A 19758-nucleotide genomic window follows, 5' to 3' on the forward strand; every position below is an offset into this window, starting at 1 on the left:
GGATCAGCCGCGCTGCGCCGCCTGCTCGTCGCGACGCCGCTGGACCTCGCGCTGCTTGTTGACGACCGAGGCAGCGAGAACCCCAATGGCGACAATCGCGATCAGGATCGTGCAGGCCGCGTTGATTTCAGGCGTCACGCCAAGGCGCACCTGGCTGTATATCTTCATCGGCAGCGTGGTCGCGCCCGGACCCGAGGCGAAGCTGGCAATAACCAGATCGTCAAGCGACAAGGTGAACGCGAGCATCCAGCCCGAAATCACCGCTGGCGCAATCACCGGCAAGGTGATCTGGAAAAACGTCTTCACAGGCGGCGCACCGAGATCCATCGCTGCTTCCTCCAGCGACCGGTCGAAGGAGAGCAGGCGCGACTGCACCACCACCGCGACGAAGCACATCGAGAATGTGATGTGAGCAAGCGTGACGGTGAGGAAGCCCCGGTCGAGGCCAACCGCAACGAACAGCAGCAGCAGAGACAGGCCGGTGATCACTTCCGGCATCACCAGCGGCGCGAACACCATGCCGGTGAACAGGACGCGGCCGCGGAAGCGGGTGTAGCGCGTCAGCACAAGTGCCGCCAGCGTGCCAAGCACGGTCGCGACCGAAGCCGAAACCAGCGCCACGCGGATGGTCACCCAGGCCGCATCCATCAGCCCCTGGTTCTGGAACAGCGACGCGTACCATTTGGTCGAGAAGCCGCCCCACACCGTAACCAGTTTCGAAGCGTTGAAGGAAAAGACGACGAGCAGGACGATGGGCAAATAGAGGAACGCAAAGCCCAGAACGATCGAGGTTATGTTGAAACGGGTCCAGGTCGGGTTCATGTCAGCGATCCTGTTCCTGGGCCTTGGCCTGCGCGTGCTGGAACAAGACGATGGGTATGACCAGGACGAGCAGCAAGATGGTGGCCACCGCCGAAGCAACCGGCCAGTCGCGGTTGTTGAAGAACTCGTTCCAGAGCGTGCGGCCGATCATCAGCGTCTGCGATCCGCCGAGCAGGTCGGGAATGACGAACTCGCCGACGGCGGGAATGAAGACCAGCAGGCAGCCGGCAATCACGCCGGGCAGCGACAGCGGGAAGGTGATCTTCCAGAAAGCGCTGATCGGCGTGCAGCCCAGGTCGTTCGCCGCCTCGATCAGCGAATTGTCCATCTTCTCCAGCGTCGAATAGAGCGGCAGCACCATGAAGGGCAGGTAGGAATAAACGATGCCGATGAAGATGGCGGTGTAGGTGTTGAGGATGATCAGCGGCTCTGAAATCACGCCGACGCCCATCAGGAACTGGTTGAGCAGGCCTTCCGGCTTCAGGATGCCGATCCAGGCATAGACGCGGATCAGGAACGAGGTCCAGAACGGCAGGATGACCAGCATCAACAGCGTCGGCCTGAGCGAAGCCGGTGCGCGCGCCATGCCATAGGCGATCGGATAGCCGACCAGAAGCGTCAGGAAGGTCGAAATGCCGGCGATGACGACGCTGGAGATATAGGCGTTGAAATAAAGAGGGTCCTCGGTCAGCCAGACATAGTTGTCGAAGCTCAGCTCTTTCAGTGCATCCGTGAGCCCGGCAAAACCGGCCCCGAAATCGAGCGCCGGCGTATAGGGCGGCATCGAGATCGCCGTCTGCGACAGCGATATCTTGAAGACGATGACGAAGGGAACGAGGAAGAAGAACAGCAGCCAGCAATAGGGGACGAGGATAACAAGGCGCGATGCAATGCCCGACAGGAGGCGGGCGCCAGCGGACTTTTCCTCGTCGGCTGGGATGCTGGCCGAAACGGAAGCGGCGGCATTGGTCATGGACGCCTCCTAGCGTGTCAAGACAACGCCGGCGTCGGGCCGGAAGGAGACCCAGGCGCGATCGTTCCAGGTCAACGGATCTTCGACGATGCGGGCGGCATTCATGGTGCTGGCGCGCACCACTTGCCCGTCCTCCAGCTTGACGTGGTAGACCGTCATGTCGCCGAGATAGGCGATGTCGTAGATTTCGCCTTCCAGCGCGTTGACGTCATCGGCCGGCTTCTTGGACGACACCTTGATCTTTTCCGGGCGTATGGCGAAGGCGACGTTGGCGCCCTTGGCGGCATCGCCGGCATTTTCGACGAGGATTTGCGCACCGGTGGAGCCGGTGATGCGCGCGGTTTTCTCGGTGCGCTCGGCGACGGCGCCCTCGAACATGTTCACATTGCCGACGAAACCGGCAACGAAGCGCGAATTGGGCGCCTCATAAACTTCGGCCGGCGTCGCCACCTGCATCACCTCGCCCTTGTCCATGATGGCGATGCGGTCGGCCATGGTCATTGCTTCTTCCTGGTCGTGCGTGACGACGACAAAGGTGAGGCCAAGCTCCTGTTGCAGGTCCATCAATTCGAACTGCGTTTCCTCGCGCAGCTTCTTGTCGAGCGCGCCGAGCGGCTCGTCGAGCAAAAGCACCTTCGGGCGCTTGGCGACGGAGCGGGCAAGCGCCACGCGCTGGCGCTGGCCGCCGGACAATTGATGCGGCTTGCGCTGGGCGAAGCGCTCGAGCTTGACCAGCTTGAGCATCTCGGCGACGCGGGCGTCGATGTCGGCCTTGGCCATGCCGTCCTGCTTCAGGCCGAAGGCGATGTTTTTCTCAACCGTCATATGCGGGAACAGCGCGTAGGACTGGAACATCATGTTGACCGGCCGCCGATAAGGCTGGATACCGCGCAGGTCCTGCCCGTCGAGCAAGATGCGCCCTTCCGTCGGCTCCTCGAACCCGGCCAGCATCCTGAGCAAAGTCGACTTGCCGCAGCCGGATGCGCCCAGTAGCGCAAAGAACTCGCGCTCGAAAATGGTCAGCGACAGGTTGTTGACTGCGGTAAAGTCGCCGAAGCGCTTGGTAACGTTTTCAAAGCGGATATACGGCTTTGCATCCGGATCGTTCCACGGTGCAAAGTCCCTGCGTATGCTGCCCAGTGACTTCATGTCCCACTCCGTCCCTGCTTGCCCGTTGGCTTGTACGCCTTTTCTGCAAGAGCCCCGGCGGGTTGCCGCCGGGGCCTTGATCGATGTCGGTTACTGGCCGGTCACGACCCTGGTCCAGCTGCGCGTAAACAGGCGCTGGGTCTTGGGGTCGAGCGGCGTGTTGACGAACAGCTTGGCCAGCACGTCCTCCGGCGGATAGACAGCCGGGTCTTCGCGAACCTCGGCGTCGAGGAACTCCTGCGAGGCCTTGTTGCCGTTGGCGTAGAAGACGTAGTTCGACGACTTGGCGATGACTTCCGGCCGCATCATGTAGTCGAGGAACTCATGGGCTTCCGCAACGTGCGGGGCGTCGGCAGGTATCGCCATCTGGTCGAACCACATCTGCGTGCCTTCCTTTGGAATGGCATAGGCAAGCTCGACGCCGTTCTTGGCCTCGTCAGCGCGGTCGCGCGCCTGGAAGACGTCACCCGACCAGCCGACCGCAACGCAGATGTCGCCATTGGCAAGGCCGTTGATGAATTCCGAGGAATGGAACTTGCGCACGAAGGGGCGCACTTTCAAAAGCGCCTCCTCGGCCTTGGCGATGTCGTCCGGCGCGTGGCTGTCCGGGTTGAGGCCAAGATAGGCAAGCGTCACCGGGATCATGTCGGTCGGCGAATCGAGGAAGTTGATGCCGCAATCCTTCAGCTTGGCGGCCTGTTCCGGATCGAACACCGCCTTCCAGCTATCGATCTTGTCGGTGCCCAGCACCTCCTGGATCTTCTTGATGTTGTAGCCGATGCCGATCGTGCCCCACATGTAGTTGACCGAATATTCGTTGCCGGGGTCGAAGATGGCGGTGCGTTCGGAAACCACGTCCCACATGTTCTTCAGGTTGGGCAGCTTCGACTTGTCGAGCTTCTGGTAGACGCCGGCCTGGATCTGGCGGGCGAGGAAGCTTCCGGTCGGTACAACGACGTCATAGCCGCTGCCGCCGGCCAAGAGCTTGGTTTCGAGGATTTCGTTGGAATCGTAGACGTCATAGACGACCTTGATGCCGGTCTCCTTGGTGAAGTCTTCGATAATCGAGGAATCGATATAGTCGGACCAGTTGTAGACGTTGACCACGCGTTCCTGCGCCTGTGCCGCAAACGCAAAAGTCGCTGCCGCTATGGCGGTTGTCGCGACGAGCCAGCTTGCCTTGATGTTCATGCAATTCTCCCTTTACAGATATTCCAAGCACCAAATCGCAGCGTCGCCGCGACTGGCAGACATGTGCCTCAATCTATTGAGCTTTTTGGCTTCTAACAAGCGGCATTTGGCCGCGAACAAAGCCGGCGTTTGGAGAAGGCGGGGCAGCTGCTCACGCGGCTGCACAGTTCCAATCCGGAAGCTTCCGGACAATCCACGATTTTGGCCAGCCATGTGAAGGCTGGTTGGAACAAGGGGCAAGATCAGCCTGTCTCGTTGTTGCCTTTGCCGCAGCCTGGCCGCCGTTTCGATGACTTGTCAATGGTCAAGCACCATGGCCCAAGCTCAGGCCCGTCACAAAAGGGCGAGCTGCTGGGATCAGTTGGGAGAAGGCAGACCGGTGACGCCGGGCCGCGAAGGCTGTGTCTGGCGCTTGAATTCCAGCACGAGGTGGACGAACAGCGCGATGAAAACGACGCCGCCACCAATGATGGTGCGGCCCGACGGGATCTCGCCATGCGCCAGCCAGACCCAGATCGGCCCCATCAGCGGCTCGAACGTGCCGAGCAGCGCGGCCATGGCAGCCGGGATCATGCGGGCGCCGGTGGCGAAGAAGGCGAGGCCGAGACCCAGGTTGACGACGCCGAAGGCAAACAGGAAAGCCATGTCATGGGCCGAGACCGAAAGCGTCGATGCCTGGCTGAAGGCAAAGGCGGCGGCAAACATGGTGCCAAGGCAGGTCGCCGGCGTCATGCGCACATGCGAAAAGCGGCGCGTGATCACCGTTGCCGTGGCGAAGACCACGGCTATCAGCAGGGCCAGTCCGTCGCCGACCGGCGAGACCGTGCCGCCGAGCGATTCCGACACCATGATGCCAACGCCGAGAATAACGGTGGCAATGGCGATCCAGGTGGTCGTCGATACCTTTTCGCGAAACGCGATCCAGGCAAACAGCGCCGCCATCAGCGGCACGCCGGCCTGCATCAGCAGGATGTTGGCGACCGTCGTGTAAGCCAGCGCCACGACGAAGGAGGTCGAGGCGGTGGCAAAGCACAGCGCGACCGCAAAGCCCGGCAGGCCCATGTCGCGGAACAGCCTGAGCGTGCCGCGCCCGCCATCGCGCCAGGCCATGAAGCAGAGCAGGAAGGCCGCCGCCCACACCGAGCGCCAGAACACCACCGTCCAGCTATCGCCGATATCGATGTAGCGGGCGATCGCACCGCCGAAACTCCACATCAGCGCCGACAGGAACACCAACAGGGCGCCACGGCGTTCGTCGCGCGGCGCAAGCGCCGGGCCGGATGGTGCTGGACTGGATGCGACTTCGGTCATGACTGGCGGCGATTTCGGAAAAAGAGGCCGCAAACGACATGCGCAGCGGCCGATGCTTGATTTCTCTCGATAACGCAAAGCGCTCACGCCTGCGTGATCCACGCGCTGTTCGTGGTTGTGGCAAAGCGAGATTTACCCCGGGCGGGGCGCGGAGGAGGGCCAATTTGCGACTACTGGAAGTCGAAGGCGGAAAGGCCGGTCACCATCTCGTCCAGCCCGAGCGGGCGGGTCACCGGCGGGGCGGCACGCGACAGGCAGCCCGGCCGTTCGCACAGCCGGCAGGCGGCGCCGACAGGCGTCGTGACGACCGCGCCCTGGCCCTTGCCTGCTGCTGCGATCAGCGCCGCACCATAGACGACCTCATCCTTGAAGGCGATGTCGCAGCCCAGCAGGAGGGCGGTGCGGCGCGGGCGCTCGTTGTAAGCTCCCTGCGGGCCTTCAAGCGTGCGCGCAAGGCACAGGAACTCCGCCCCATCCGGCATTTCCACCGCCTCGACGAAGATCTGTCCGGGCTGCGTGAAAGCGGCATGCACCGGCAGCTTCGGACAACCGCCGCCGAAGCGGCTGTGCGGGAAGCCGAGGCTGCCGGACTTGCGGAACGGATGGCCGGCATTGTCGATCTCCAGCATGAAGAACGGCACGCCGGCGCTGCCTTGCCGTTGCAACATGGTCAGCCGGTTCGCGGCCTGCTCGAACGAAACCCCGAAGCGCGAGCGCAGCACGTCGATGTCGTAGCGCGAGCGGTTCGCCGCCGCGAGGAACGGCTGGTAGGGCATCATCAGCGCATGCGCCGCATAGCGGCCAAGCTCGAAGCGGGCCAGCCGCCGCGCCTCGTCGCTCGACAGCTTCAGCCCCTGGATCTCGGCCGCGACCGCGACCGTCATGCGGATCAGGCAGGCCTCCATCGCCACTTCGCGCAACTGGTCGAACGGCGACAGCCGCTCGGACAGGAACAGGCGCTGCGAATGGCGATCATAGCGGCGGCGCCAGTTGGGCATGGTCGCCACCGGCAGCACCTTGACGACAATGCCGTATTCGCGCTTGAGCCATGCCTTCAGCGCCCCGAACAGGTCGTCGCCCGGATCGAGCACGCTGGTGAAGGCTTCCGCCTCTTCCTCGATGTTGGTGAAGTGGTTCGCCCGCCGCTCGAACACCTCGTGCACTTCGTCGATCGGCAGGCGCGCGCCGGAAAGCGCCGTGCCGCGCCCTTCATGGGCGAGCAGCTCGTTGAGATCGGAAAGCCGTTCGGCCTGCTCGCGATAGGCCCGGTATAGCTTGACGATGGCCGCCGCCGCGTTGGGCGCCGCCTCCGCAACCTCGACCAGTTCCTGGTCGCCCGGCAGTTCGCCGGCCAGAAGCGGGTCGGAAAAGGCCTCCTTCAGCGCCGCGATCGAGCCGCGCGCCTCGCCCTGCAACTCGTCGGGCTCGACCTTGTAGACCGAGGCCAGCTTGAGGATGAGCTGCACCGTCAGCGGCCGCTGGTTGCGCTCGATCAGGTTGAGATAGGACGGCGAAATGCCGAGCCCTTCCGCCATCGACGTCTGGGTCAGGCCCTTGGCGTTGCGGATGCGGCGGATACGCGGCCCGGCGAAGATCTTCTGTTCGGCCATGCCTGTCGCCCTAAATTCCGGCTTTACAGCAATTTACAAGATTGACTAGCCGGAGGCTCGCCAATGTCTTTTACATCTTTTACAAATTTACAATGCCTTGGTGTCAAAGGCAACACAGATTTTCCTTTATTTTCCGGGCTTTCATGCTGTTTTTCTCGCCCTTTTCGCGGCGCAATGTAAAGACAGTCATATCGATGCATCACAAATCCGGTCTGCGGAAGTGGTGCTTTTCTTACAAGCCAAGTGAGTTGGAGCCGCAAATGACTGATTTTTACAACCTCGTCCCATCCGCGTCGGAAGGCCGCTTCGACGGTGTCGAACGCCCCTATTCCCCGGAAGACGTGAAGCGGCTGCGCGGCTCGGTGCAGATCCGTCACACGCTGGCGGAGAACGGCGCCAACCGCTTGTGGAAGCTCATCCACGAGGAATCTTTCGTCAACGCGCTTGGCGCCATGACCGGCAACCAGGCCATGCAGCAGGTCCGCGCCGGCCTGAAGGCCATCTACCTGTCGGGCTGGCAGGTCGCCGCCGACTCCAACACCGCATCTGCGATGTACCCCGACCAGTCGCTTTATCCGGCCAACGCCGCGCCGGAACTGGTCAAGCGCATCAACCGCACCCTGCAGCGCGCCGACCAGATCGAGGTTTCCGAGGGCAAGGGCCTGTCGGTCGACACCTGGTTCGCGCCGATCGTGGCTGACGCGGAAGCCGGCTTCGGCGGACCGCTCAACGCCTTCGAGATCATGAAGGCCTTCATCGAAGCGGGCGCGGCCGGCGTTCACTTCGAAGACCAGCTCGCATCGGAAAAGAAGTGCGGCCATCTCGGCGGCAAGGTCCTGATCCCGACCGCGGCGCATATCCGCAACCTCAATGCCGCCCGCCTCGCAGCGGACGTCATGGGCACCCCGACCCTGATCGTTGCCCGCACCGATGCCGAGGCTGCCAAGCTGCTCACCTCCGACATCGACGAGCGCGACCAGCCCTTCGTCGACTACGATGCGGGCCGCACGGTGGAAGGCTTCTACCAGGTCAAGAACGGCATCGAGCCGTGCATCGCGCGCGCCATCGCCTATGCGCCGCATTGCGACCTGATCTGGATGGAAACCTCCAAGCCGGATCTCGGCCAGGCCAGGAAGTTCGCCGAAGCGGTGCAGAAGGCCCACCCCGGCAAGATGCTGGCCTATAACTGCTCGCCGTCGTTCAACTGGAAAAAGAACCTCGACGACGCTACCATCGCCAAGTTCCAGCGCGAGCTCGGAGCCATGGGCTACAAGTTCCAGTTCATCACGCTGGCTGGCTTCCACCAGCTCAACTTCGGCATGTTCGAACTGGCGCGCGGCTACAAGGATCGTCAGATGGCAGCCTATTCGGAGTTGCAGGAGGCGGAATTCGCGGCGGAAGCCAATGGCTACACCGCGACCAAGCACCAGCGCGAAGTCGGCACCGGCTATTTCGACGCCGTGTCGGTCGCGATCACCGGTGGCCAGTCGTCCACGACCGCAATGAAGGAATCGACCGAGCAGGCTCAGTTCAAGCCGGCTGCGGAATAACCAGCGCAGACGTCCGGAAAGGCGTCAATTTCCAGGGAGAACCGAAATGGCTTCGATCAGCCGAGTCAAGGAAAGGGCCGAGGAACAGTCGTCGGCCATGAACACCGATCAGCAGGCAACGATCCGCATGCTGGCCAACGATCTGCACCGCCTCAACCAATCGGTGATGAAGGCGGTCGAAGCCGGCGTGTCGGTCGAACTGGTGCGGTCCGCCCGTCACCACGGCGGCGACGGCAACTGGGGCGACCTGCTCATCCCGGTGATCGTGACGCAAAGCCATAGCTGATAGGCATCGTTTCGGCGATCCAATCTGGCTCAGGACTTGTTGACCACCCGTGCGCCCGACGCACGGGTGGTTTCGTTTCAGGTGCGTCGTGTGACCGATGCGACCGCATCGGTCCTGGCCTTCTCCCGCCATCACGCCGCTGCGTCACGCACCGTTTCGATCACATTTTCGAGCGCACGGCCGGGACGATCTAGACCCTATGGACATACGCGGTGGAATTTGCCTTACTCCGCACCGGGCGAGTATGGTCCGGTCCAATTTGTTGGTCCTTGACACAGTTTGCCATATCAACCAAAGGTTCTACCCCTTCAACCTTGAATTGAAATATCGGTGTAAAGTCGCCTTGCCTACGCATACCGAAAGAAACGTCGAGACCTCCAGAACCGCGAGAGGCGGGCGAGGCGAACTGGTCGTGGATATGTCCAAAGTCCTGATGGTCGGCAGGTCCAGGATCAATCAGGTCGTGGTTTCAAAAATCATCGAGGGATTGGGACTGAAGCCGATTCCGGAGACGCCCGAGGCCGCGGCCAAGACCCTGCTGGCCCTGGTGCCCGGCGCCATCGTCCTCGACGGCGGGGCGGACAACAAGGATTGCGATGCCCTGATGCCGGCAATCGCGGCCCTGCGGCGGGCTTCCGGCCAATCGAGACCGTCGGTGATCCTGCTTTCCAATCGCACCGGCACGCCTGAGAACCTGTCTCTGTCAGGCCTGATCGATGTCGTGGTGGCCAAGCCGATCACGCCCGACCGCTTGCAGCCGGTGCTGAACCGCCTGATCACGCACGGCCACGTCTGAGAACGGCGCAAAGCGCCAACTCAACAAAAGCCTGCCATTCGGCGGCAAGCCATGTATATCGCTGCTCAATGTGCTGCGTCTTTCCCAGCCGCGAAGGGGTAATGCGATGAACATCGGCGAGCTTTTCGATGCGACGGCAGACGCTGCGGACGCCGTGCCTTCGCTCACCATCCGCCGCCCGGACGACTGGCATATCCACCTGCGCGACGGCGGGATGCTGAAGGCCGTGCTGCCTTTTACCGCGGCGCAGTTCGCCCGCGGCATCGTCATGCCCAACCTCGTTCCGCCGGTGACAAGCGTCGCCGACGCCACCGCCTATCGCGAGCGCATCATGGCTGCACGTCCGGATGGTTCCGATTTCCAGCCGCTGATGACCTGCTACCTCACCGACCACACCCGGCCGGATGAAATCGAGCGCGGCTTTGCCGAACGCGCCTGGATCGCCGCCAAGCTCTATCCGGCAGGCGCCACCACCAATGCTCATCATGGCGTCACCGATCTCGTCGCGCTGGCGCCGGTGCTGGAGCGGATGGAAAAAATCGGCATGCCGGTGCTCATCCATGGTGAATCGACCGATCCGAGCGTCGACATCTTCGATCGCGAGGAAGTGTTCATGGAAAAGAGCCTGCTGCCGCTGCTCAAGCGGCATCAAGGGCTGAAGGCGGTGATCGAGCACGTCACCACCTCCGGCACGGTCGACATCGTACGCGCGCACGCACCGCGCGTTGCCGGCACGGTCACGCCGCATCACCTCGTCATCAACCGCACCTCGATTTTCCAGGGCGGCCTGCGTCCGCATCTCTACTGCCTGCCGGTGGCCAAGCGCGAAAGCCATCGCCTCGCCCTGCGCAAGGCCGTCACGTCCGGTGAGAGCTGCTTCATGATCGGCACCGACACCGCGCCGCATGTGCGCGGCGCCAAGGAGGCCGAGTGCTGTTCCGCCGGCATTTTCGGCGGCGTCACCGCCTTGCAGACCTATGTCCAGGTTTTCGACGAGGAAGGCGCGCTCGACCGTTTCGAGGCCTTTGCCTCGCTGAACGGCGCGCGCTTCCATGGGCTCGAACCGAACAAAGGCACGCTCACGCTTCTGAAGCGCCCCTCCAGCGTGCTGTCGGCAGTCCCCGTCGACGAAAAGGAAGTGGTCGTCTTCCGTGGCGGCGAAGTGCTGCCGTGGTCGATCGGTCGGGTGAAGGCCTGAGGCTCCGGCACAATCTGAGATTCAGGTCAGGGCGCGTTGAAAATCGCGGCTTTCGAGAACCGGGGCGGAATGTACATAAAAGTATGTGAGCACCGGAAGCGTAGAAAGCTGCGATTTGCAGATCGCCCTGACTTGAACCGCTACCCGCCCATGCCGCTTCTCGGCAGCTTGATCAAATCTTCGAAGCGGGCGCGCAGCTTGTCGTCGGTCGCCCGTGAGACATGGCGGGGAAAGACTTCCGCCAGCACGCGCTTCTTCTCGGCGATGGCCCGCATCAGGATATCGGGACGGCCCTTCTCGTTCCATTCCTTGGGCGAAAAGCGGTCGCCGACGGCCGGATAGAAATATTCGGTCTGCATCAGTTTCAGCGTCTGCTCGTTGCCGAGATAGTGTCCGGGTCCGCTCAGGCACACTTCCGAGATGGTGGCGACCGACAGCGCGTCATCCGTCACTTCGAGCCCGCGCACGCAGCGCAGACAATGGCCGAGCATGTCGTTGTCGATAATCAGGCTTTCGAGGCAAAAGCCGAGCAGCGAGGCATGCATGCCCGCCGACTCATAGACGAGATTCAGCCCGGACAGGCCGGCCATGACATTGGTGATCCCCTTTTCATAACCCGCCTGGATATCGGGCAGCTTGGAATCCGACATGCCGGCCGCCGAACCGCCGGGCAGGTCATAGAACTGCGCCATCTGGGCGCAAGCCGCCGTCAGCACCGCCTGTTCAGCCGAGCCGCCCGACATCGCCCCGGTGCGCAAATCCGAGACGAACGGCCAGGTGCCGAAGATCGCGGGATGGCCGGGCTTGATGGCGTTGACGTAGACGAGGCCAGCCAGCACTTCGGCGACCGCCTGCACCACTGCGCCGGCAATCGCCGCCGGCGCGGTCGCGCCCGCCTGTCCAGCCGAAAGAAGCAGGATCGGGATGCCTCCTTCGACGCAGGCTTCGAGCACGCCGCAGGCATCCTCGGCGAACTTCATCGGCGGCACCACGAAGCAGTTTGAATTGGAGACGAACGGGCGTTCGCGGAAATTATCCTCGCCGCCGGCGATCGCATAGAGCATTTCCAGCGCCGGCTTGACGTTCTCGCGCACGGTAAACGACGTGCCGACATGCTTCGACGTCCCCATCACGCAGGCATAGAGCGTGTTGAAGTCCATTTCGAGCGGATCGGGAATGTCGCGCGGCACCATCGGGCGCTGGAAGAAATGGATATTGTCCAGCCCGTCGACAAGGCGGGCGGCATCGTAGATGTCCTGCACCAGCGATTCCCGGTACTGGCGCTTCTCGACGTCCACCAGGTGCACGGCAGCGCCTGCGGTGCCATAGTGCACGCGCTTGCCCTGGATCACCATGTCATGCCTCGGGTCCTGCCCGTGCAGCGTGAAATTCCGCGCCGCGCGCTTGATGGTGTCGAGCACCAGGTTGCGCGGAAAGCGGATGCGGCCGTCCTCGCCGAGGGTTGCGCCGGCCCGCGTCAAGGCCTCGACGCAGGAAGGAATGGCGTTGGCGAAGCCGACCGTCTCGAGGACCGTAAGCACGGCTTCGTGGATGCGTTCCAGATCGTTCTGGTCCAACGGCTTATACCTGCCGCCTTCCATTCCGGGCCGTATCGGCCTGACGTCATCGGCCAGCGGCGCGGCCCGCATCGCGCGCCTCGCTTCACGCCCTCCGGCGCGGCGCGCCCTTTGTTCGGTCGATTCTTCCTGCTTTTCAGCCACAACAGACATGGCTGGTCCTCCTGGTTGCAGCGAAGCCAAGCCTCGGTGGTTGATCCACCGCTTGCCGGCCTTGTTCCCATTTTGATTCGACTATGCTCTTGCCATTGGCACAGACCATGAGCCAGGGGATTTCACCAGATGGGCCAGAAAAGCGCCGCGTGCCTCCCTCGCAGGAGACGCGCGGCGACAGATGGTTCAGGCAGCCGCGGGACGGCGGCCCGCCGCCGTGGCCAGCTCGCGGATGCCCGGCTCGATGTGCTGCAGGGCGATCGAAGAAATGCCCAGCCGCATGAAGCGCGACGGCTTGTCGTTCTGGTCGAAGAAGCGGCCGCCCGGTTCGATGATGACGCTGCGGCTGGCGGCTGCGATGGCGAGGTCGCGCGAATCGGTGCCGCGAGGCCCTTCCAGCCAGAGCGAGGTGCCGCCGGCCGAATTGGTCGAGCGCCATTCCGGCAGGAAGGCGGAAATGGCGTGGACCAGGCGCTTGCGGCGCTCCTCGAAAGCCGAAGACAGCCGCCGCACCAGCGCCTCGTGGTGACCGAGCGACAGGAACAGCGCCACCGCGCGCTGATTGTTGGCGGGCGGATGGCGCAGCATGAAGCGGCGCAGCGCGCGCAATTCCGCGATCAGTCCGGCGGAGGCGACGATGTAGCCAAGCCTGAGGCCCGGCGCCAAGGTCTTCGACATGGAGCCGACATAGATCACGCGGCCGGAGCGATCGACGCTCTTCAGCGCCTGCTGCGGTGCCTCGTCGAGCAACTGGCTGTCATAGCCGTCCTCGATGATGATCTGGTTGTTGCGGTTGGCCCGCGCCAGGAGATCCTGCCGCCGCTCGTCGGACAGCGGCACCATGGTCGGGCAGTGGTGGCTCGGCGTGACGAAGACAAAGCCCGCATCCGACGGGATGGATGACGTCACGATGCCGGACTGGTCGACCGGCACCGGCAGCGTCTGCGCCCCGGCCAGCCGGAAGATCGAGCGTGCGTCCGGATAGCCCGGATCTTCCATCGCCACCTTCGAGCCCTTGGTCATCAGAAGCGTCGCCAGCATGTAGAGCGCGTTCTGCGCGCCCAGCGTGACGATGATCTCGTCCGGATTGGCGAAGATGCCCCGGCGCGGCAACAGCCTTGCCTGGATCTGCTCGATCAGCAACGGGTCGTCGCGGTCGACCATGTCGGAGGCCCAGCTGCGGATTTCAAGCACCGCCAGCGCCATGCGGTTGCATTCGCGCCACTCGGCGGTCGGGAACAGGGCCGGGTCGAACTGGCCGTAGACGAACGGATAGGACGACTTGATCCAGTTTTCGTGCTTGGCCGGCGGCGGCATGTCGCTGGCCGCAATCTGGCAGCGCGCCTTCCAGTCGATCTCGTTCGACTGCTCAGGCGCCTTCTGCGGCTTGGCCGGCGTCGCCAGCACTTCCGGATTGACGAAATGGCCACGGCGCTCGCGCGCCACGAGGAAGCCCTGATCGACCAGTTGCTGGAAAGCCAGCACGACGGTGCCGCGCGCCACGCCGAGTTTCTCGGCCAGGATGCGGCATGAGGGAAGCGGCATGGAGGCGGCAATCTGCCTGTCCAGAATGGCTGCAACGATCGCCTGCCTGATCTGCGCCTGGAGGGTCTGGCCGGATTCCGCCGAAATGCGGAACAGGCCCGACCAAATGGCCGTGTCATTTCGCTGTGGCATGTGAGTTTCCTCGGTGGTCAGTCTTTTTTATTTTCGTGGACCAGTCGAATGTGCCGTGGCACAAGAGATTAAGCCAATCAATTTTTCTGATCGCTAGGATTTATGCCAGTGATCGATCACGATGCGGCCAGCTTGGTTTTCCGGCTGCTAATGTGCTATTCAATCGATTGAAATTCGACTAGATAGGTCGCCTTGAACCTCGCCGCAGCCGAGTGAGGTCTGCTAGAGTACCCAGCATACCGTCTCTGGAGCCTCCCCGTGGATAAACCGTCTTTCCGAGAAACCCTCGCCGCCCTGCGCGGTCATCGCGCTGCTGCACCCGCCGGCATGCGTGCGGCTTTCGCCGCCGATCCCAAACGTTTCAGCCGCTTTTCCGCAACCGATGGCGACCTTCTGCTCGACTGGTCGAAATGCGCCGTCGACCAAGAAACGATGGACCTGCTCGGCAAGCTGGCAGTGGCAGCCGATGTCGAGGGGCGGAGGGCGGCGATGTTTTCCGGCCAGCACATCAACCTGACCGAGGATCGCGCCGTGCTGCACACCGCGCTGCGCAACCTCGACGGCAAGGGCCTTGCCGTCGACGGCCAGAATATCCAGGCCGACGTCAACGACGTGCTCGACGCGATGAGCGCCTTTGCCGACGAGGTTCGTTCGGGCAGGGCCAAGGGCGCGACCGGCAAGGCGATCACCGACATCGTCAATATCGGCATCGGCGGCTCGGACCTCGGCCCCGCCATGGCGACGCTGGCGCTGGCGCCCTACCATGACGGGCCGCGCGCGCACTACGTTTCCAACATCGACGGCGCCCATATCCACGACACGCTCAAAGGGCTCAACGCCGAGACGACGATGATCATCATCGCCTCCAAGACCTTCACCACGGTCGAGACGATGACCAATGCCGAGACGGCGCGGCGATGGATCGAAAAGGCGCTCGGCCCCAACGCCGTCGGCCGGCATTTCGCCGCCGTCTCGACAGCACTCGACCTCGTCGCCAGGTTCGGCATTGCGTCGGAACGGGTGTTCGGCTTCTGGGATTGGGTCGGCGGCCGCTATTCGGTGTGGGGGGCCATCGGCCTGCCGGTGATGATCGCCGTCGGCCCGACGAATTTTCGCGCAATGCTGGTCGGCGCGCATGAGATGGACGAACATTTCCGCACCGCGCCGCTGGCGAAGAACCTGCCGGCCCTGCTCGGCCTCGTCGGCTGGTGGCACCGCGTGGTGTGCAGCTATCCGGCCCGCGCCGTCATCCCCTACGACCAGCGCCTGTCGCGCCTGCCTGCCTATCTGCAGCAGCTCGACATGGAATCGAACGGCAAGAGCGTCACGCTCGAAGGCGGTCCCGTTCCAACCCCGACCGGGCCACTCGTCTGGGGCGAGCCCGGCACCAACGGCCAGCACGCCTTCTTCCAGCTCCTGCACCAGGGCACCGACATCATCCCGGTCGAGTTCCTCGCCGCGGCCAACAGCCACGAGCCTGACCTGAAACATCATCACGACCTTCTGCTGGCCAATTGCCTCGCCCAGTCGGAAGCGCTGATGAAAGGCCGCACGCTGGAGGAAGCGCGCGCCCAGATGCTCGCCAAGGGCATGAAGCCGGAGCAAGTGGAAAAGATTGCCCCGCACCGGGTCTTTTCCGGCAACCGGCCCTCGCTCACCATTCTCTACCGGAGCCTCGACCCGCGCACACTCGGCCGCCTGATCGCGCTCTATGAGCATCGCGTTTTCGTCGAAGGCGTGCTTTATGACATCAACTCGTTCGACCAGTGGGGCGTCGAACTGGGCAAGGAACTGGCGACGCAGCTTCTGCCTGTCGTCGAAGGCAAGCAGGATGCCGCTGGCAGGGATGCGTCGACCGCGGGGCTGGTGGCACATATCCAGCATTTGAGGGGGTAGGTTTTGGCCGACATCAAGGGAATCCTCTTCGACAAGGACGGCACCCTTGTCGATTTCAACGCAACTTGGTCCGGCGTTGCCGACTTCATGGCGCTGGAAGCCGCCGAGGGCGACCGGGCGCGGGCCGACAGGCTTCTCGCAGCTGCCGGCCTCGATCCGAAGACCCGCCGCTTCAAGGCGGATTCGGTGTTTGCCGCCGGCACCAATCTCGACGTGATCGAGCTGTGGCTGCCGCAGCTTTCGCGGGCCGAGCAGATCACCGCGGTTGAACGGTTCAACGTCATCACTACCGAACAGGGAGCTGCACTGGCGGTGCCGCTGCCGGGCGTCATCGATGCTCTCGGCGCGCTACACGCCAGGCCATACCGGCTTGGGGTCGCCACCAACGATTCCACGCTTGGCTGCGAACGGACGCTGGCGACGCTTTCCATCGCGCAACTGTTCGATGCCGCCTATGGCTATGATGCGGTGGCCAATCCGAAACCGGCGCCAGACACCGTTGTCGCCTTTTGCGATCTCACCGGCCTGAAGTCCATCGAGATCGCCATGGTCGGCGACAATCGCCACGACCTCGAAATGGCGCGCGCCGGCGGCTGCGGCCTTGCCATCGGCGTCCTGTCGGGAACCGGCACGCGCGAAAGCCTGTCGCCGATTGCCGATGTCGTGCTGGAATCGGTCGCCGACCTGCCCGGCTTCCTCGCCGCGCGGGGGTGAGTAGCGGGCGCCTGGCGGTAGGCGAGGGCTTATTTTCACTGCGCAGGCCCGGACGGAAGACCGGGCGCCACTTTTCCTGGAATTGCTCCGCGATCAGTCCTGCAGCAGGCCGATGATGTCGCGCACCGAGCGCATCGTCTTTTCCGCCAGTGCGCCGGCCCGTTCGCCGCCGTCCTTCAGCACGGCGTCGACATAGGCGCGGTCGGCTGAAATGCGGCGCATCTCGCTCGCCACCGGGGCAAGCCTGTCCACCGCGAGGTCGGCCAGCGCCGGCTTGAACACGGAAAACTGCTGGCCGCCATACTGCTTCAGCACCTCTTCCTTGGTGATCTCGGCAAGGCCGGCATAGATACCGACGAGGTTTTCCGCCTCGGGGCGGCTGGCCAGCCCGTCAACCTCGCTGGGCAAAGCCTCGGGATCGGTCTTGGCCTTCTTGATCTTCTTCGAAATGGTGTCTGCATCGTCGGTCAGGTTGATGCGCGACAGATCCGAGGGATCGGACTTCGACATCTTCTTCGAGCCGTCGCGCAAGCTCATGATGCGCGCAGCCGGCCCGCCGATCACCGGTTCGGTGATCGGGAAGAAGCCGTTGACCGTCTCGTCGCCGACCTTCATCTCAACGCCGATGCCGAGTTCGGCAATGCGGGCGGAAAAGTCGTTGTTGAACTTCTGGGCAATGTCGCGCGTCAGTTCCAGATGCTGCTTCTGGTCTTCGCCGACCGGCACGTGGGTGGCCCGGTAGACGAGGATGTCGGCCGCCATCAGGCTCGGATAGGCAAGCAAGCCGAGCGAGGCGTTCTCGCGGTCCTTGCCGGCCTTGTCCTTGAACTGCGTCATGCGGTTCATCCAGCCGATGCGCGCCACGCAATTGAAGATCCAGGCAAGTTCCGCGTGCTGCATCACCCGCGACTGGTTGAAGACGATGTGCTTCTTCGGGTCGATGCCGGAGGCGAGGAAGGCAGCGGTGATCTGGCGCGTCTGGTCCTTGAGGTCGTCATGCACAAGTTGCGCGGTCAGCGAATGCAGGTCGACGACGCAATAGATGCAGTCGGATGTTTCCTGCAGGGCGACGAATTTCTTGATGGCGCCGAGGTAATTGCCGAGATGCAGGTTTCCGGTCGGCTGGACGCCTGAGAAAACGAGGGGCTTGAAGGCGGTCATGATGTCCTCTTGGCTTGTGGAGGGCCGTTCGCGCATGGCCTTGAAAAGCTGCCGGCTTTTCGGGAAGGATCATGCGGCTTTTTGAAACCTGCTTGGGATGTCTTTCGACGGCGCGCTTATGAACGATGGCAGGGGCGCGATCAAGAGGCCGGATCGAAGCATTCTTGCTGCTGTCGTCACCAGGCCCCTCGTGATAGAACAACCTTGGCGGGAACGTTTTTGCCCGCCGGCCATCCAATGGCCCGGACGGAGGAATTCTTATGCCGTTGCCGGAGCAAGTCGCGCTGAGGCGCGCTGGCGACCTTGACGACCAGACTCTGGTCCGTCTGGCGATGGCGCAGGATGCCGCCGCGTTGCGCACCATCATGACACGGCACAACCAGAGGCTATACCGGCTGGCGCGAAGCATTCTCGTTGATGACAATGAAGCCGAAGACGCACTGCAGGAGGCTTACCTCAGCGCCTTTACCCATCTCGCAGGCTTCCGCGGCGACGCGGCGCTGGCAACCTGGCTGTCGCGCATCGTCATCAACGAATCGATCGCGCGCCTGCGCAAGAAACGACGTTTTCCCACCGTGCCGCCTGCGCGTCCCGGCCTGGACAGCGCACAGATCATCGCATTTTCCAACACCACGAGCCCGGACGATCCGGAACGACAAATGGCACAAAGACAGATCCTTGAGCTGGTTGAAAAAGCCACCGACAGCTTGCCCGAAAGCTTTCGCGCCGTCTTCGTGGCGCGGGCGATCGAAGGCCTCAGCACGGAAGAAACCGCCGAACTTCTCGATCTCAAGCCGGAAACCGTAAAGACCCGGCTGTTCCGCGCCCGCAAGCTGCTGCGCGACCGGCTGGAGGCGCAGGTGGGCGAAGTGCTTGTCGATGCCTTTCCGTTTGCTGGCGAGCGCTGCGCATGCGTCACGGAGAAAGTGATGGGGAGGCTCGGCTTCTCGAGCGATCTCACGGAGACCTGAAACCGCCAGCTGGCCGAAAATTCCCGCTCCCTAAAACTCCATCGCGCAAGATTGTTTCCGCTATCTGACGAAAAGCCGGGAACGTTTCAACATGCCGCGCATCCAAGCAGCGTCAGAAGGTGGCGCGCACCCTGCCGCGCCTGAAAAATGGAGTTCCAAATGACCATCAAGTTGAATCTGGCCGTCGCGGCCGCTTTCCTGCTCGGCACCGTCAGCTTTGCCCAGGCTGCCGACAAGCCGACCGATCCGCAGATCGCCCACATCGCCTACACCGCCGGCGTCATCGACATCGAGGCTGCCAAGCTCGCCGTCGAGAAGTCGAAGACCAAGGAAGTCGTCGATTTCGCCAACTCGATGCTGGCCGACCACGAAGCCGTCAACGTCCAGGCGCTCGACCTCGTCAAGAAGCTGAACGTGACACCGGAAGACAACGACACCTCGAAGGCCCTGGCTGCCGCTGCTGCCGCCAAGCGTGATGAACTGTCCAAGCTCGACGGCGCCGCCTTCGACAAGGCCTACATCGAAAACGAAGCTGCCTACCACGCCCAGGTCAACGGCGCTCTCGAAACCCTGCTCATCCCCTCGGCCACCAACCCCGAGTTGAAGAGCCTGCTCGAGACCGGCCTCAAGCTGTTCCAGGGCCACCAGCAGCACGCCGAACACGCTGCCGCTGCGCTGAAGTAAAAGCCTTCCCAACGCGGCAATCCCGGAGCATATCGATTC

17 protein-coding genes are annotated in these 19758 nt (G+C 63.1%); 8 read left to right on the forward strand and 9 right to left on the reverse strand.

What is annotated here, in order from left to right:
- Positions 1 to 3: 3 nt before the first annotated feature.
- The 6 genes from ASD50_RS01965 to ASD50_RS01990 all read right to left on the reverse strand — a co-directional run bounded on the left by ASD50_RS01965 (position 4) and on the right by ASD50_RS01990 (position 7056).
- Complete coding sequence (locus ASD50_RS01965) at positions 4 to 822, reverse strand: ABC transporter permease subunit (RefSeq protein ID WP_056235215.1); 819 nt, start codon at positions 820 to 822, stop codon at positions 4 to 6.
- A 1-nt stretch (position 823) separates the two neighbouring features.
- Positions 824 to 1795, reverse strand: coding sequence for an ABC transporter permease subunit (locus tag ASD50_RS01970; protein WP_056235219.1), 972 nt, complete (start codon positions 1793 to 1795; stop codon positions 824 to 826).
- A gap of 9 nt (positions 1796 to 1804) precedes the next feature.
- Entirely contained in the window at positions 1805 to 2944 is a 1140-nt protein-coding gene (locus ASD50_RS01975; RefSeq protein ID WP_056235224.1) for an ABC transporter ATP-binding protein, read from the reverse strand.
- Positions 2945 to 3034: 90 nt separating this feature from the next.
- Complete coding sequence (locus ASD50_RS01980; protein WP_056235226.1) at positions 3035 to 4135, reverse strand: polyamine ABC transporter substrate-binding protein; 1101 nt, start codon at positions 4133 to 4135, stop codon at positions 3035 to 3037.
- Between the two features lie 357 nt (positions 4136 to 4492).
- Positions 4493 to 5446 (reverse strand): DMT family transporter, encoded by a 954-nt coding sequence (locus ASD50_RS01985; protein ID WP_056235229.1) that lies wholly within the window; start codon positions 5444 to 5446, stop codon positions 4493 to 4495.
- A 170-nt stretch (positions 5447 to 5616) separates the two neighbouring features.
- Positions 5617 to 7056 (reverse strand): helix-turn-helix domain-containing protein, encoded by a 1440-nt coding sequence (locus tag ASD50_RS01990; protein WP_056235232.1) that lies wholly within the window; start codon positions 7054 to 7056, stop codon positions 5617 to 5619.
- Positions 7057 to 7316: 260 nt separating this feature from the next.
- On the opposite strand from ASD50_RS01990, the gene aceA reads away from it, so the two are divergent.
- From aceA to pyrC, 4 genes are all read left to right on the forward strand, one after another.
- Positions 7317 to 8606 (forward strand): isocitrate lyase, encoded by a 1290-nt coding sequence (gene aceA, locus ASD50_RS01995; protein WP_056235321.1) that lies wholly within the window; start codon positions 7317 to 7319, stop codon positions 8604 to 8606.
- Positions 8607 to 8652: 46 nt separating this feature from the next.
- A complete protein-coding gene (locus ASD50_RS02000) occupies positions 8653 to 8892 on the forward strand; it encodes a hypothetical protein (protein ID WP_056235237.1) in 240 nt (79 codons plus the stop codon).
- 418 nt (positions 8893 to 9310) lie between these two features.
- Positions 9311 to 9688 carry a response regulator gene (locus tag ASD50_RS02005; RefSeq protein ID WP_082549460.1) on the forward strand — a complete coding sequence of 126 codons (378 nt, stop codon included), beginning with the start codon at positions 9311 to 9313 and terminating at the stop codon, positions 9686 to 9688.
- A gap of 154 nt (positions 9689 to 9842) precedes the next feature.
- A complete protein-coding gene (gene pyrC / locus ASD50_RS02010; protein ID WP_413813866.1) occupies positions 9843 to 10886 on the forward strand; it encodes a dihydroorotase in 1044 nt (347 codons plus the stop codon).
- Positions 10887 to 11026: 140 nt separating this feature from the next.
- Here pyrC and ASD50_RS02015 read toward each other — a convergent pair whose 3' ends face one another.
- Together ASD50_RS02015 and ASD50_RS02020 are read right to left on the reverse strand one after the other, a co-directional pair.
- Positions 11027 to 12616, reverse strand: a complete 1590-nt coding sequence (locus tag ASD50_RS02015; RefSeq protein WP_056235243.1) for a trimethylamine methyltransferase family protein — start codon at positions 12614 to 12616, stop codon at positions 11027 to 11029.
- 186 nt (positions 12617 to 12802) lie between these two features.
- Complete coding sequence (locus ASD50_RS02020) at positions 12803 to 14293, reverse strand: PLP-dependent aminotransferase family protein (RefSeq protein ID WP_056235247.1); 1491 nt, start codon at positions 14291 to 14293, stop codon at positions 12803 to 12805.
- Between the two features lie 258 nt (positions 14294 to 14551).
- Between ASD50_RS02020 and pgi the strand changes: the two genes are divergently transcribed.
- Together pgi and ASD50_RS02030 are read left to right on the forward strand one after the other, a co-directional pair.
- The gene (pgi, locus tag ASD50_RS02025) at positions 14552 to 16189 is read left to right on the forward strand and encodes a glucose-6-phosphate isomerase (RefSeq protein WP_056235250.1); all 1638 of its coding nucleotides are present in this window, start codon (positions 14552 to 14554) and stop codon (positions 16187 to 16189) included.
- 3 nt (positions 16190 to 16192) lie between these two features.
- Positions 16193 to 16903 (forward strand): HAD family hydrolase, encoded by a 711-nt coding sequence (locus ASD50_RS02030; RefSeq protein WP_056235253.1) that lies wholly within the window; start codon positions 16193 to 16195, stop codon positions 16901 to 16903.
- A 93-nt stretch (positions 16904 to 16996) separates the two neighbouring features.
- Here ASD50_RS02030 and trpS read toward each other — a convergent pair whose 3' ends face one another.
- Positions 16997 to 18064, reverse strand: coding sequence for a tryptophan--tRNA ligase (gene trpS, locus ASD50_RS02035; RefSeq protein ID WP_056235327.1), 1068 nt, complete (start codon positions 18062 to 18064; stop codon positions 16997 to 16999).
- Positions 18065 to 18324: 260 nt separating this feature from the next.
- Here trpS and ASD50_RS02040 point away from each other — a divergent pair, with 260 nt between their 5' ends.
- Both ASD50_RS02040 and ASD50_RS02045 read left to right on the forward strand, forming a co-directional pair.
- The gene (locus ASD50_RS02040; protein ID WP_056235256.1) at positions 18325 to 19035 is read left to right on the forward strand and encodes an RNA polymerase sigma factor; all 711 of its coding nucleotides are present in this window, start codon (positions 18325 to 18327) and stop codon (positions 19033 to 19035) included.
- A 159-nt stretch (positions 19036 to 19194) separates the two neighbouring features.
- The gene (locus ASD50_RS02045) at positions 19195 to 19719 is read left to right on the forward strand and encodes a DUF4142 domain-containing protein (RefSeq protein ID WP_056235259.1); all 525 of its coding nucleotides are present in this window, start codon (positions 19195 to 19197) and stop codon (positions 19717 to 19719) included.
- Positions 19720 to 19758: the final 39 nt, after the last annotated feature.

Source organism: Mesorhizobium sp. Root552, from assembly GCF_001427285.1.
Lineage (GTDB): Bacteria > Pseudomonadota > Alphaproteobacteria > Rhizobiales > Rhizobiaceae > Mesorhizobium.